13 protein-coding genes are annotated in these 13,551 nt (G+C 49.7%); 8 read left to right on the top strand and 5 right to left on the bottom strand.

From position 1 onward, the window contains the following. Nucleotides 1–44: 44 nt before the first annotated feature. Complete coding sequence (gene dusB, locus E1919_RS13720; RefSeq protein ID WP_162053977.1) at nucleotides 45–1,028, bottom strand: tRNA dihydrouridine synthase DusB; 984 nt, start codon at nucleotides 1,026–1,028, stop codon at nucleotides 45–47. A 53-nt stretch (nucleotides 1,029–1,081) separates the two neighbouring features. Between dusB and E1919_RS13715 the strand changes: the two genes are divergently transcribed. From E1919_RS13715 to E1919_RS13700, 4 genes are all read left to right on the top strand, one after another. Further along, complete coding sequence (locus tag E1919_RS13715) at nucleotides 1,082–2,056, top strand: CPBP family intramembrane glutamic endopeptidase (protein WP_162053976.1); 975 nt, start codon at nucleotides 1,082–1,084, stop codon at nucleotides 2,054–2,056. A gap of 41 nt (nucleotides 2,057–2,097) precedes the next feature. Continuing rightward, nucleotides 2,098–2,925 (top strand): phosphatidate cytidylyltransferase, encoded by an 828-nt coding sequence (locus E1919_RS13710; protein ID WP_237144359.1) that lies wholly within the window; start codon nucleotides 2,098–2,100, stop codon nucleotides 2,923–2,925. A gap of 92 nt (nucleotides 2,926–3,017) precedes the next feature. Then, on the top strand, nucleotides 3,018–4,292 hold the full coding sequence (locus tag E1919_RS13705; RefSeq protein ID WP_162054063.1) for a Glu/Leu/Phe/Val family dehydrogenase: 1,275 nt from the start codon (nucleotides 3,018–3,020) through the stop codon (nucleotides 4,290–4,292). Between the two features lie 122 nt (nucleotides 4,293–4,414). Further along, nucleotides 4,415–5,098, top strand: coding sequence for a phosphatidylserine decarboxylase family protein (locus E1919_RS13700; RefSeq protein WP_162053975.1), 684 nt, complete (start codon nucleotides 4,415–4,417; stop codon nucleotides 5,096–5,098). Between the two features lie 198 nt (nucleotides 5,099–5,296). Here the strand turns inward: E1919_RS13700 and E1919_RS13695 are convergent, their stop codons facing one another. Together E1919_RS13695 and ribD are read right to left on the bottom strand one after the other, a co-directional pair. Further along, nucleotides 5,297–5,779 (bottom strand): GAF domain-containing protein, encoded by a 483-nt coding sequence (locus tag E1919_RS13695; protein ID WP_162053974.1) that lies wholly within the window; start codon nucleotides 5,777–5,779, stop codon nucleotides 5,297–5,299. An 83-nt stretch (nucleotides 5,780–5,862) separates the two neighbouring features. Next, nucleotides 5,863–6,906: a bifunctional diaminohydroxyphosphoribosylaminopyrimidine deaminase/5-amino-6-(5-phosphoribosylamino)uracil reductase RibD gene (gene ribD, locus E1919_RS13690; RefSeq protein ID WP_162053973.1), complete on the bottom strand. Its 1,044-nt coding sequence runs from the start codon at nucleotides 6,904–6,906 to the stop codon at nucleotides 5,863–5,865. A gap of 188 nt (nucleotides 6,907–7,094) precedes the next feature. On the opposite strand from ribD, the gene prmC reads away from it, so the two are divergent. The 4 genes from prmC to rfbA all read left to right on the top strand — a co-directional run bounded on the left by prmC (nucleotide 7,095) and on the right by rfbA (nucleotide 11,186). Next, complete coding sequence (gene prmC, locus E1919_RS13685) at nucleotides 7,095–7,949, top strand: peptide chain release factor N(5)-glutamine methyltransferase (protein WP_162053972.1); 855 nt, start codon at nucleotides 7,095–7,097, stop codon at nucleotides 7,947–7,949. Nucleotides 7,950–8,110: 161 nt separating this feature from the next. After that, on the top strand, nucleotides 8,111–9,145 hold the full coding sequence (gene galE / locus E1919_RS13680; RefSeq protein WP_162053971.1) for a UDP-glucose 4-epimerase GalE: 1,035 nt from the start codon (nucleotides 8,111–8,113) through the stop codon (nucleotides 9,143–9,145). Nucleotides 9,146–9,147: 2 nt separating this feature from the next. Then, complete coding sequence (gene rfbB, locus E1919_RS13675) at nucleotides 9,148–10,197, top strand: dTDP-glucose 4,6-dehydratase (RefSeq protein ID WP_162053970.1); 1,050 nt, start codon at nucleotides 9,148–9,150, stop codon at nucleotides 10,195–10,197. A 128-nt stretch (nucleotides 10,198–10,325) separates the two neighbouring features. Beyond that, nucleotides 10,326–11,186, top strand: coding sequence for a glucose-1-phosphate thymidylyltransferase RfbA (gene rfbA / locus E1919_RS13670; protein WP_162053969.1), 861 nt, complete (start codon nucleotides 10,326–10,328; stop codon nucleotides 11,184–11,186). 61 nt (nucleotides 11,187–11,247) lie between these two features. On the opposite strand, the gene chrA is transcribed toward rfbA, so the two are convergent. Both chrA and E1919_RS13660 read right to left on the bottom strand, forming a co-directional pair. Beyond that, on the bottom strand, nucleotides 11,248–12,420 hold the full coding sequence (gene chrA / locus E1919_RS13665; protein WP_162053968.1) for a chromate efflux transporter: 1,173 nt from the start codon (nucleotides 12,418–12,420) through the stop codon (nucleotides 11,248–11,250). A 137-nt stretch (nucleotides 12,421–12,557) separates the two neighbouring features. Then, entirely contained in the window at nucleotides 12,558–13,532 is a 975-nt protein-coding gene (locus E1919_RS13660; protein ID WP_162053967.1) for an isopenicillin N synthase family dioxygenase, read from the bottom strand. Between the last annotated feature and the right edge of the window lie 19 nt (nucleotides 13,533–13,551).

Raw genomic sequence — 13,551 nt, 5'->3', positions numbered from 1 at the left:
AACTCAATAGACTCCCAAACTCCTCAACCCTCTAACTCCTAAACTCAAACATAGCTCATCGTCTGGGCAATCTCGTCCAGCGTGTCGTAGATTTCGGCTATGTCTTCGGACTGCACGAGGCGCATGCGCAGTGGCTTAAAGTGCGGCAGGCCACGGAAGTAGTTGGTGTAGTGGCGGCGCATCTCAAAGATGCCCAACTTATCGCCCTTCCACTCCAGCGAGTGCGTGAAGTGTTGGCGGCAAATTTCCACACGCTCCTCCAGTGTTGGCCCCTCCAGTAACTCACCTGTATTCATGAAATGCTTGATCTCGTTGAAGATCCAGGGGTGGCCGATGCTGGCGCGGCCAATCATGATGCCGTCTACGCCATAGCGGTTGCGATACTCCAGCGCCTTCTGCGGTGAGTCAATGTCGCCGTTTCCGAAGATAGGTATCTTCATACGCGGGTTGTTCTTCACCTCGGCAATCAGGCTCCAGTCGGCTTCGCCTTTGTACATCTGTACACGGGTGCGGCCGTGTATGCTGAGGGCCTGAATACCAATGTCCTGCAGCCGCTCGGCTGTTTCAACAATGTATTTGGTGCTCTCGTCCCAACCCAGGCGAGTCTTCACCGTTACCGGCAGGTGCGTCGCCTTCACTATCTCCTCCGTCATCTTCACCATTTTCGGTATGTCACGCAGCAAGGCGGCGCCGGCTCCTTTGCAGGCCACGTTCTTAACTGGGCAGCCATAGTTAATGTCAATTAAATCAGGGCCGGCCTGCGAAGAGACAATGGCCGCCTCCCGCATTGAATCAATGTCAGAGCCGAAAATCTGAATGCCGACAGGGCGTTCGTAATCAAAAATATCCAGCTTTTGAATGCTTTTCGCCGCATCACGTATCAGGCCCTCCGACGAGATAAACTCAGTATACATCAGGTCTGCGCCATTCGCTTTGCACACCTTCCGGAACGGCGGATCGCTTACGTCTTCCATCGGTGCCAGCAGCAGCGGAAACTCCCCCAACTCTATGTTCGCTATCTTTACCACAGCTAAATCTATTTTTTCGCGTAAATTTACGTCAATTAAACCTAATCTTCTGTATGAAAGGTTTCATCTCCAAAGGTCTGCACCCATTTTGGGTAGTATTGCTGCTGCTGGCGTTTATGTTTGGGGGCTACTTTGTGGCCACGTTTATAGTTACTTTACTGGCTGACTGGCTTTTTGGAGTTGGTATTTTTGAGTTGATGGATGTGGCTGCTAACCCTGCCTCGCATCCGCAGGGGCCGAACGTGATGATTCTGCTGCAGGCGGTGCTGCAGTTCACCTCTTTTATTATTGGCCCGCTCATACTGCTCCGGGTGCTTGGTTATAACATCGGTAATTACTTAAACTGGAAAATACGGGCGACTTTATTGCTGGTGCTGCTGAGTGGCCTGTTGATCATCACCATCATGCCCGCCAACTCCGCTATCATTAACTGGAATGCCAACCTCGATTTCCCTGACTTTATGGAGGGGTTTGAGCGTTGGGCGCGGGAGCAGGAAGATAGTCTGGCCGAGATTATGAAGCTCATCACCCGGTTCGATACAGTTGGCAGCTTGATGATAGGTTTGGTGGTGTTTGCCCTTATACCTGCTGTTGGCGAAGAACTGGTGTTCCGGGGTATTTTGCAGCGGCAGTTCTTCCGCTGGTTAGATAATCAGCATTTGGCCATCTGGCTGGCAGCTATCATCTTTGGTGCTATTCATGTGCAGTTCTTCGGTTTCTTCCCGAGGGTTTTGCTTGGGGCCTTGTTCGGGTATTTATATTTTTGGTCAGGCCGAATCATCATCCCAATGGTGGCGCACTTTGTGAACAACGGCTTTACAGTGTTTATGCTGTACCTGCACCAAACCCGGACCATTGAAACGGATATAGAAAGTACGGAGGCGATGCCTTTGTACGCTATCGCAGTTTCCTTAATTTTGAGTGCAGCTATTATTTATTTTCTTTATCAGCAGTTTGCCGCCTTGCCGGTGCGCCCGGAAAGTGCAGCAGAGGCTATAGAAGAAGAACAGAGCCACTTTAACTCCTAAAAAACACACGAGCTGTCGCCCTGCCGACACAAAAGCAATCCATGAGAAAAAAAGTATCCACCCTCAGTAATTTAAGTCAACGTATCATTGTCGGGGTGCTGGGTGCCGCGGTTTTCATCGGGAGTATCTGCTTTAGCGAATGGACTTATTTCCTGCTTTTCCTGGGGCTTACGCTCCTGGGTATAGCCGAATTCTACCGTATGGTGCATGAGCAGGGCATTCACGCAAACCGGGGAGTCGGGTTTCTGCTGGGTGGCTTGTTCTTCGTGTCCATGTTTTTAGTGCAGGCAGAGGTAATGCCCGGCGAACTGCTGTACCTGTCGCTGCCGGTGCTCTTTTTTATTTTCATCAATGAACTTTACCGCAAACGGCCGCAGCCATTCACAAATATAGCCTTTACTATATTAGGTATGGTGTACGTGGCTGGTCCGTTTGGTCTGCTGCACCTGCTGGCTTATCTGGAGGGGGTATATACCTGGCAACCTATCTTGGGCCTGATGCTGCTGATTTGGGCCGCTGATACGGGCGCCTATATTGCCGGAAAAAACTTTGGGAAGCACAAGCTGTTTGAACGCATCTCACCGGGTAAGACCTGGGAAGGATGGTTGGGCGGCACCCTGTTTTCTATAGCAGTAGGGTATGTGCTATCGTTTTTTCTTTTAGACCTGCAGGTGTATCAGTGGGTTGGGGTAGCGACGATTGTCTCGGTGTTCGGGGTGCTGGGAGACCTGACGGAATCTATGCTGAAACGCAGCCTGGGGGTAAAAGACTCCGGAACATTGCTTCCCGGCCATGGAGGCTTGTTAGACCGCTTTGATAGTCTTTTAATGGCAATTCCATTCATCGTTGTCTTCCTTAAAGTCTTCTAAAAAAATTGCGTGCGGCCTTTAGGAGGTTGCAACTAATATTATCAACTTTGCCGAATAATTGATTACTCACTATAAATTATACATAGTAGATGATGCTATATAAAGAGCCTGCACCGATCAAGGACAGAGAAAATCCTTTTGAATCGATGATGTCGCGTTTTAACGTGGCAGCTGAGGTACTGGGGCTGGATGAGGAAGTGTACAACGTCCTGAAGTCGCCTACCCGCCAGGTAATTGTTAATATTCCTGTTACAATGGATGATGGGAAAGTACGTGTGTTCGAAGGATTCCGGGTGATGCACTCCAACATCCTGGGCCCTTCTAAAGGCGGTATCCGCTATGCACCGGACGTGTTCCTGGATGAGGTGAAAGCCCTTGCTGCCTGGATGACATGGAAGTGTGCTGTGGTTGACATCCCTTATGGCGGTGCCAAAGGCGGTATAATCTGCGACCCTTACTCGATGTCTGCAGGTGAGATTGAGCGCTTAACAAGAGCTTATACAAACTCGCTCATCGATATTTTCGGTCCGGACCGTGACATTCCAGCGCCTGACATGGGTACCGGCCCGCGCGAAATGGCCTGGCTGATGGACGAATACTCTAAAACAAGAGGCTCTACAGAACATGCGGTGGTAACGGGAAAGCCGCTGGTGCTAGGTGGCTCCCTCGGCCGTGTAGAGGCTACTGGTCGCGGGGTGATGGTGTCTGCTATGGCTGCCATGGACAAGTTGGGTATGGACCCTAATAAGTCTACAGCCGTGGTGCAGGGATTTGGTAACGTGGGAGCCTGGGCTGCTAAACTGATGGCGGAACGCGGCGTGAAGATTCTGGGTATCAGCGACGTGAGCGGCGCCTACTGGAACGACAATGGCATTGACATTGAAGCAGCAATTGAGTTCAAGAACGAGCATAACGGCCGTCTGGAAGGCTACAAAGGCGCTGAACTAATGGATCCAAATGAGCTGTTGACAGCCAAAGTAGATGTATTGGTGCCTGCCGCTGTGGAAGATGTTATCACAATTCATAATGTGGATAAGATTCAGGCACGCCTGATTGTGGAAGGTGCCAACGGCCCTACATCCTACAAAGCCGACAGCATTATCAACGAAAAAGGCATTATGGTGGTGCCGGATATCCTAGCGAACTCGGGTGGTGTAACCGTTTCTTACTTTGAGTGGGTACAGAACCGTATGGGTTTTAAATGGACCCTGCAGCGCGTAAACGAGCGTGCCGAGCGCATCATGAACGAGGCATTTGAGCGTGTTTATGCAGCTTCACAAAAATATAACGTACCTATGCGTATTGCGGCTTATATCGTGGCAATCGATAAAGTAGCGATGACGTATAAGTACCGTGGTGGATTCTAAATATTAAATTATTGTAACAATAAACGTAAGTTTGTTATTTTTGAAGCAGGATAATAGCCCGTCCATCAAAATGGATGGGCTATTGTTAAATAGATAGTACCTGCGGATAACCCAAAACACGGATGAAGATTCATAAAGAAGGACGGAGAATTTTATTTATTACATTGTTGGTTTTGCTGGTGCTCAACCTGTTGCTCTACTACTTCAACGCTGAGAACGGAACCTTTAACAGAATTTTCTCAGCTGTTTCTGTCGTGCTCTTTCTCCTGATTCTTCAGTTTTTCAGAAGCCCTTACCGTAACCTGCTGTTGCACGAAGATTTAATTACGGCCCCTGCCGATGGGAAAGTAGTGGTGATTGAGGAGGTGGAGGAGCCGGAGTACTTTCAGGGCAAGCGCAAGCAAATCTCTATTTTCATGTCGCCGATTAACGTGCACATCACGCGGAACCCGGTTTCAGGCATCGTAAAGTATTTCAAGTATCACCCCGGCAACTACTTCGTGGCCTGGCACCCGAAGTCGAGCACGCAGAACGAGCGCACTACCGTGGTGGTAGAGTCTACTGCCGGCCCGGAGGTGCTTTTCAGGCAAATTGCCGGAGCCATGGCGCGCCGCATTGTATGGTATGTAAACGAGGGAGATGAAGTAAGCCAGGGCGAGGAGTTCGGCTTCATCAAGTTCGGCTCCCGCGTAGATGTGTTTGTGCCCCTGGATACCGTTATCAAAGTAGAACTCGGCCAGAAGACCAAAGGTGGCCAGACCGTTATCGCTCAGTTGAAAACACAGACACCGACTTTCTTTGGGTAAGTTGAAAGACAAAGGACTTTTTGATAAAGGACAAAAGATTTGTGAAAACAGAGGGGCCGCTGCAGATGTTAACTGCAGCGGCCCCTCTGTTTTCACCACCACAAGCTTTCGTCTTATGGTTTTCATAGAGCCGGTTTTCAACTGGCATACAGGCAAAAAAAGTTTTTTATCCTTTGTCTAACCGTCCTTCATCAAAAATCAATACCAGCTTTCCACCAGTTTCATCAGTTGCTCCAGGTACTTCTGGTCTACTTCGTCAAAGTCGTTGAGTTTGTCGCTGTCTACATCCAGCACCAGTTTTACTTCACCGTTTTTGATAACGGGAACCACAATCTCTGATTTGGAATCGCTGCTGCAGGCGATGTGGCCGGGGAAGGCTTCTACATCTGGTACCAGAATCGTTTCCTGTCGGGTGTAGCAGGCGCCGCATACCCCTTGATGGTACGGAATGCGGGTACAAGCCACCGGCCCCTGAAACGGCCCCAGCACCAATTCTCCCTCTTTGTTAAAGTACACGCCTACCCAAAAGAAACCCATACCCTGCCGAAGGGCCGCCATCATGTTAGATAAGTTTGCAATCAGGTCTGTCTCGCCTGTTACCAACGCTTCTATCTGTGGTACAAGGGCTTTATACTTTTCCTCTTTGCTGAGGTTTGCATCAACTAAAAGTGATTCTGCCATAAGTGAATCTTGAATAACTGAATTTTGAATGACTGAATAATTAGAAATGTGAAGTGATTTCACCTTCTGATAACTGACAAATGTTAACTGCTAAATTTATTGTTGCGGTAGTGGAACAACTTATCAGGGCCTAAAGTTTGAATGTCCTGTAGCTGGCCATAAGCCATACCCGGAGCCTTTATGCCAGCAGGAAGCGTTTTGTGCAGGCTCTTGAAAACCAGTGCCTCGTCCCAGAGGTTTGCCTGCAGCAGGCTTTCCAGCAGAAACGTTCCCCCCTCCACCATCACCGACAGTACATTGCGCTGGTGCAGGTCCTGCATTATCTGCGGAAGCATAAGTTCCTGTTCCTGGAGTTGGACATAGTATAAGTTCTCCTGCTCCTCCTGCTTCTGATAATTATATACTACCGTTGGCTGGCTTTTGTCAAACAGGTGCAGGTGCCTGGGTAGTAGCAGGTTCTTGTCTATGACCACACGCAGTGGGCTTCTACCGGTCCAGAGGCGGGTGTTCAGGCGTGGGTTATCGTAAAGAGCCGTGCGGCTGCCGATCAGGATAGCCTGCTCTTCGGAGCGCCACTTGTGCACCAGCCGCTGTGCCAGTTTACCGCTAATCTGCTCCTGCTTATAATCGGCTGCGGCTATAAAACCGTCTGCTGTCTCGGCCCACTTCAGGAGGATGAACGGCCGCTTTTGGTTTAGAAAGGTGAAGAAGCGTTTGTTAAGCTCCAGGCCCTCTTCCTCCAGCACACCCACTTTTACCTGCGCCCCTGCCTCAAAAAGCTTTTTAATGCCACGGCCAGCCACCAGCGGGTTTGGGTCGGTATTGCAAATGACTATATCCTTTACACCGCTGCTCACAAGTAAATCTGCGCAGGGAGGCGTTTTGCCAAAATGAGAGCAAGGCTCCAAGGTAACATATATCTGGCTCTTCGGCAGCAGGCTTTTATCCTTCACAGCGGCAATGGCATTTACTTCCGCATGTGGACCTCCGTAAGCCCTGTGCCACCCTTCGCCTATTATCTGCCCTTCATATACCACCACGCAGCCCACCATTGGATTCGGATAGGTGAAGCCGCTGCCCAATTGGGCCAGTTCCAGAGCACGGCGCATGTATCTTTCGTCGGACATGTTTTAAGTTAGAAATTTAGATATTTAGAGAGTTAAAAAGTGCGTGAATCAAATTAATACTATGGGATATACCATGATGGTACTCACTTTTTAACTTTCTAACCCTCTAACTTTTAACTAGAGCTTATCTCTCTGATTCAAAAGAGTTACTTTTGCAAAGATACCTAAAATTTAAAGAAAGCATATCTGTGGTCACAGTCCAGGAAATTCAGCAACTTATTCGGCAAAGTATACGCGATGCCTACCCGGAGCCGGAAGCAGGAGCTATTGCACAGCTGTTATTGGAGCATGTGCTGCAGAAGTCGCGAATGCAACTGAGCCTGCAGCAGCAGGAGGTAGTAAGCAGCGCACAAGAGGCGCAGGTGCAGGAGGCAATAGCGCGCCTGCAACAGCAGGAGCCGGTGCAGTATGTGCTGGGCGTGGCCCATTTTTATGGCTTAGAGCTGCAGGTCGATGAACGGGTGCTGATTCCGAGGCCCGAGACGGAGGAACTGGTAGACCTTGTGCTGAAGGAGCACAAGGGGCAGCAGGGGCTGCAGGTGCTGGACATCTGCACCGGAAGCGGCTGTATACCACTGGCATTGGCGGCTAACCTCTCGGCGGTAAAAGCGTATGGGCTGGAGGTATCAGCAGGAGCACTGGAGGTAGCAAAGGCCAATTCCGAAAAATATAAGTTGTCGATAGCGTGGCTGCAGCAGGATGTTTTTGAGCCGGTGCAAGGCATAGCGGCCGGTTCTCTGGATATCATTACCAGCAACCCGCCCTATGTGCTGGAAGAAGAAAAAGAGTTGATGCGCCCAAACGTGCTCCAGTATGAACCGCACCTCGCGTTGTTTGTACCCGACACGGATGCGCTGAAATATTACAGAAGAATAACAGCGGTAGCAAAGGGGCTTTTAAAGGAAACAGGTAAATTGTACTTTGAAATAAACGAACGCTACGGAAAGCAAGTGCAGGAGCTGCTGCTGGAGGCTGGCTTTACAGATGCTGCTGTGGTGCAGGACCTGTTTGGCAAAGACCGGATGGTGCGGGCGGTGAAGTAATTGAGAGTTTGAAGCTGCTGTATTTAAGGTAGTTGCATAAAAAAACAGAATTTGTACCTTTATAACTAGAACAGCGTATATATAATATTAATATTATATATTTATTATTAAATATACAGCGGTTTTAAGAACATAATTTTCAAGATAAACTTAATAGAACTTTGGCAAAAGAAAAAATACTGGTTACCGGAGGTGCTGGCTATATCGGGTCGCATACGGTGGTAGCGTTAATAGAAGCAGGCTATGAGCCTATAATTATAGACAACTTCTCAAACTCTGAAGAAAGCGCACTGGCAGGCATCGCGGCAATAGTGGGCCGCAGCGTACCGTGCCACCGCATCGATTGTACGGATGCGGCCGCACTAAGAGGTGTGTTTGAGCAAGAGCAGAACATTGCGGGTGTCATTCACTTTGCGGCCTACAAAGCCGTGGGTGAGTCGGTGGAACAGCCGCTAAAGTACTACCATAACAACGTGGGCTCTCTTGTAGCGCTTCTGCAGGTGATGGGCGAGTTCAAAGTAACTAACCTGGTGTTCTCTTCTTCCTGCACGGTATATGGCATACCTGAAAGCCTGCCGGTAACAGAGCAGACGCCGGTGCAGAAAGCAAATTCCCCTTACGGAAACACAAAGAAAATCTGTGAGGAGATTCTGACCGACCTGGCCAACAGTGGCAGCCGTATCAAGAGCATTGCACTGCGCTACTTCAACCCGATTGGCGCACATCCATCTGCTAAAATAGGGGAGTTGCCGCTGGGCGTGCCAAGTAACCTGGTGCCGTTCATTACCCAGACAGCTGCCGGTATCCGGGAGCAGCTAACTGTTTTTGGCGATGATTACGATACACCGGATGGCACTAACATCCGCGACTATGTGCACGTAGTGGACCTTGCCAAAGCGCACGTGGTGGCGGTAGAAAGAATGATAGGAGGCAAGGTAGAGGCGATAGAGTTCTTTAATGTAGGCACCGGCCGGGGAAACACTGTGCTGGAGGCGGTGCAGGCTTTTGAGCGTGCTACCGGCGAAAAGCTGAACTACAAGATTGGCCCCCGCCGTGCTGGTGATGTGCCGAAGATTTATGCTGATGTAACCAAAGCCACCGAAGTACTAGGCTTTGAAACCACCAGTACCCTCGATGAAGCCATGAAGAGCGCCTGGGATTGGCAACTTTCCCTTCAAGACAAATCAAAAAAATAAGCATGAAAATATTGATTACAGGCGCCGCCGGCTTTATCGGCTCGCATGTGGTACGCCTATTTGTAAACAAGTACCCGAATTACCAGATTTTTAACCTCGATAAGCTGACCTACGCCGGTAACCTGGAAAACCTGGCCGATATTGAGGACAAGGAGAACTATACTTTCCTGAAAGGAGATATAGTGGATGCAGCATACGTGGATGGCATCTTTAACGAACATCAGTTTGATGCCGTGGTTCACCTGGCGGCGGAGTCGCATGTGGACCGCTCTATTACCGATCCCCTGGCGTTTGTGTACACCAATGTGATTGGAACGGTAAACCTGCTGAACACGGCCCGTAAGCAGTGGGCAGATAACCTGCAGGATCACGTATTCTACCACATCTCCACAGATGAAGTGTATGGTTCGTTAGGCAAAGAAGGCCTCTTTACAGAAGAGACAACCTACGATCCGCGCTCGCCTTACTCGGCTTCCAAGGCAAGTTCTGATCATTTTGTGCGTGCCTATTACCATACCTATGGCCTGCCGGTAAAAATATCAAACTGCTCCAACAACTACGGCCCGAATCACTTTCCTGAAAAACTGATTCCGTTGGCCATAAACAACATCCGCAACGAGAAACCTGTGCCGGTGTATGGCAAAGGCGAGAATGTGCGCGACTGGCTGTACGTTATTGACCACGCACGCGCCATTGACGTAATTTTCCATGAAGGAAGGGTTGGGGAGACTTATAACATCGGTGGCGTAAACGAATGGAAGAACCTCGACCTGATCGAGCTGCTATGTGACCAGATGGATGAAAAACTGAACCGTGAGCAGGGGCACTCCCGTAAGCTCATCACCTTTGTAAAAGACCGTGCCGGCCACGATCTGCGCTATGCCATCGACTCTTCTAAACTGATGAATGAACTAGGCTGGAAACCGTCTGTAACTTTCGAGGAAGGCTTAAGCAAAACGGTGGACTGGTACCTGCAGCACCCGGAATGGCTTGAGAACGTAACGTCGGGTAATTACCAAAGCTATTACGAAGAGCAGTATACCAGCCGCTAAAGCCGCATAAGAGCGGGATTGTTATATTGTTGATTGTTCGAAAAGCAATTAGCAGAATATATAAGTATACAAATGTTGATAGTTGATGGCTTTAAAACAATCAACTATCAGCAACCAACAATAAAAGCATGAAAGGAATCATACTTGCCGGAGGCTCCGGCACCCGTTTACACCCTTTAACCATTGCCGTGAGCAAGCAGCTGATGCCAGTGTACGATAAGCCGATGGTTTATTATCCGCTGTCTACGCTCATGCTGTCCGGCATCCGGGATATCCTGATTATCTCCACACCGCATGACCTGCCGTTGTTTGAGCGCCTGCTAGGCGACGGCAGCCAGATTGGCTGTAACTTCAGCTATGCCGTGCAGGAAGAGCCAAACGGACTGGCGCAGGCCTTCGTAATTGGGGAGGAGTTTATTGGTGGTGACAAAGCAGCGCTGATATTAGGCGACAATATTTTCTATGGTTCGGGCATGAGCAAGTTGCTGCAGGCCAACAACAATCCGGATGGCGGTGTGGTATACGCCTATCACGTGCACGACCCGGAGCGTTACGGCGTGATAGAGTTTGACGAGAATAACAAGGCTATCTCTATAGAAGAAAAGCCGAAGCAGCCAAAGTCTAGCTTTGCGGTGCCGGGCCTGTATTTCTATGACAATGATGTAGTAGAGATAGCCAAGAGCCTAAAACCAAGCGCCCGCGGCGAATACGAAATAACGGATGTGAACAGAGAGTACCTGCGGCAAGGTAAGCTGAAGGTTGGTATCCTAGATAGGGGAACTGCCTGGCTCGATACAGGTACCATTGTGTCGTTGATGCAGGCTGCTACCTTTGTTCAGGTAATAGAGGAGCGGCAGGGCCTGAAGATCGGTAGTATAGAAGAGGTGGCTTACCGTATGGGCTTCATCAATGCAGAGCAGTTGCAGCGCGTAGCGGAGCCGCTTGTTAAGAGTGGCTATGGCGAATACCTGCTGCGACTCATAAAGTAGATAGCAACAGCATACTTTAGCAGAAACGTCTGGCTGAGGAAACCTGGCCGGACGTTTCTGTTTAGTAAATAATAAGTCCCAGCACCAGCCCCGTAAAGATAAGCACAGGGGCCGGTATCTTTGTGAAGAGGAGCAGGCAGAAAGTTGCTACCACAATGCCGAAGTTCAGGGGAGTATTCTCGATGGGGTGATACAGCTGTATGGCTGCGGCCACTACCATGCCTGAGCTTACGGCGCTGATGCCTTCCAATGAGGCCCGAACTACTCTGTACTTCTTCAGCTCGTCCCAAAACCGGATAACAAAGAAAATGAGAAAGGTGCCAGGCAGAAAGATACCTGCCGTGGCTACAAAAGAACCTAACAACTGCCCAGGCAAGCCAAACTGCCGCATTGCGAGGCTACCAACAAAGGAGCAGAAAGAAAAAGTCGGCCCTGGCAGTGCCTGCGCAATCGCGTAGCCAGATAAGAACTCTTCGCCGGTAAGGTAGCCTTTAAAATCAACGAACTCCGTGTAGAGCAGGGGGATGAGCACCTGACCGCCGCCGAATACTAGGGTGCCGTTCCGGTAAAAGTTCTCAAAGAGCCTGACAGGCAGTGAAGAAGTGGTAGCGCCTAACACTGCCGCCGTTATGAGCACTCCCACAAAAAGTATAAAGTTAGCCCACTGTATATGCAAATGCTTGTTTTCCTCCATGGGTTGCTGTTTAAAACGTAGCGCTGTAACAGCGCCTCCAGCAAGCAGCAAAGCGGGAAACACCCAGGGAGAGGAGAAAAAATAAACAAGTATTGAAGAGATGACCAGCAGCACAATAGCTGTTTTCGTGTGCACCACCTTTATGCTGATGACATAGGCGGCATAAGCCACAAAGCCTACGGCCATGGGTAAGATAATCCGCAGGAAGTCCAGCGATATGCCCTGCTCCTGCAGGTATGATATGCCCAAGGCAGCCAGCGCCATGATAGTGGCGGCAGGTGCTACCCAGACAATTAGGGTGAGGTATGCCAGGTTAGGGCCGCCAATTCTAAACCCAATGGCGGTGATGGTTTGGGTAGAGGTGGGGCCTGGCAGAATGGAGCAAAGCGCATTAAGCTCTATTAGCTCCTTCTCTGTTAAATAACGGCGTTTGTCCACCAGCAGCTTAAACATAAGTGCAATATGCGCCTGCGGCCCCCCGAAAGCAGTGAGGGCCAGCGTCAGAACGTCTCTGAGAAAGATGTAGTAGCGCAAACTCATGTGGGCATAAAAGTAAAAAAAGAGAGACAGGTTTTAACTATCTCTCTTTTTTAATATTGCTTTTTACTTTTAAAGCTTGTCTGAACTTTGTTTTTGAGCTGCAAAAGCGCGCTTTCAAAACAAAATGTTACAACCGCTTATGCTTTCTTCAGGCCGAGTTCAATCAGGCGCTCGTTCAGGTACTCTCCTGCAGTGGCATCAGGGTATGCTTTCGGGTTTTGCGCATCAATGCAGCTCTCCAGGCAGGTCAGGTCCATTTCGGAGCGCGGGTGCATAAAGAACGGAATAGAGTAGCGGGAAGTGTTCATCAGCTCGCGCGGCGGGTTCACCACACGGTGGATAGTAGACTTCAGCTTGTTGTTGGTCAGGCGGGCCAGCATGTCGCCTACGTTTACCACCACCTGCTCCGGCAGCGCTGTTATCGGAATCCACTTGCCATCGCGGCGCAGCACCTGCAGGCCATCGGCACTGGCACCCATCAGGAGCGTAATCAGGTTTATGTCACCGTGCTCGGCAGCGCGAACGGCATCAGCCGGTACGCTGTCCGGGTTTTCGATAGGGAAATAGTGGATAGGGCGCAGAATGCTGTTGCCGTTGTGCACCTTATCGTCAAAGTAATTTTCGTCGAGGCCAAGGTTGATGGCGATGGCCTTCAGCACCTGCTTGCCGGCTGCTTCCAGCTTTTGATATGCCTCCAGTGTTACTTCTCTGAACTCTGCTATCTCCTTCGGGAAAATATTGTCCGGGTATTCTTCTTTGATTGGGTCGTTGTCCGTTACTTCCTGGCCTACATGGTAGAACTCTTTCAGGTCGCCGGTGTTGCGGCCTTTTGCGTGCTCTTTTCCCTTACCCACATAGCCGCGCTGGCCTGCCAGTTCAGGTACTTCATACTGTTGCTTTACCTCGTCAGGCAGCGCAAAAAAGGCCTTAGTGGCAGCATACAGCCTTTGGGTCAGTTTATCGCTCAAACCATGGTTGCGCAGCGCGATAAAGCCAATATTCTGGTAGGCATCGCTCAGTTGGTTAACAAACCGCGCCCTTCTTTCAGCATCACCTGATGTAAAATCCGCCAAATCCAGTGAGGGAACCTCATCAAACAAAATTTCGCTCATATAGTAATAACTGTATACT

It is taken from the genome of Pontibacter pamirensis (assembly GCF_010015475.1).
In the GTDB taxonomy this organism is placed as follows: domain Bacteria; phylum Bacteroidota; class Bacteroidia; order Cytophagales; family Hymenobacteraceae; genus Pontibacter; species Pontibacter pamirensis.
Note: the sequence above shows the minus strand (reverse complement) of the source record. Positions and strands in the feature narration are given on the sequence as shown.

Coding starts and splice junctions, on each gene's coding strand:
- E1919_RS13715 (WP_162053976.1), top strand. CDS start 1,082: ATGAAAGGTTTCATCTCCAAAGGTCTGCACCCATTTTGGGTAGTATTG.
- E1919_RS13710 (WP_237144359.1), top strand. CDS start 2,098: ATGAGAAAAAAAGTATCCACCCTCAGTAATTTAAGTCAACGTATCATT.
- E1919_RS13705 (WP_162054063.1), top strand. CDS start 3,018: ATGCTATATAAAGAGCCTGCACCGATCAAGGACAGAGAAAATCCTTTT.
- E1919_RS13700 (WP_162053975.1), top strand. CDS start 4,415: ATGAAGATTCATAAAGAAGGACGGAGAATTTTATTTATTACATTGTTG.
- E1919_RS13695 (WP_162053974.1), bottom strand. CDS start 5,779: ATGGCAGAATCACTTTTAGTTGATGCAAACCTCAGCAAAGAGGAAAAG.
- ribD (WP_162053973.1), bottom strand. CDS start 6,906: ATGTCCGACGAAAGATACATGCGCCGTGCTCTGGAACTGGCCCAATTG.
- rfbB (WP_162053970.1), top strand. CDS start 9,148: ATGAAAATATTGATTACAGGCGCCGCCGGCTTTATCGGCTCGCATGTG.
- rfbA (WP_162053969.1), top strand. CDS start 10,326: ATGAAAGGAATCATACTTGCCGGAGGCTCCGGCACCCGTTTACACCCT.
- chrA (WP_162053968.1), bottom strand. CDS start 12,420: ATGAGTTTGCGCTACTACATCTTTCTCAGAGACGTTCTGACGCTGGCC.
- E1919_RS13660 (WP_162053967.1), bottom strand. CDS start 13,532: ATGAGCGAAATTTTGTTTGATGAGGTTCCCTCACTGGATTTGGCGGAT.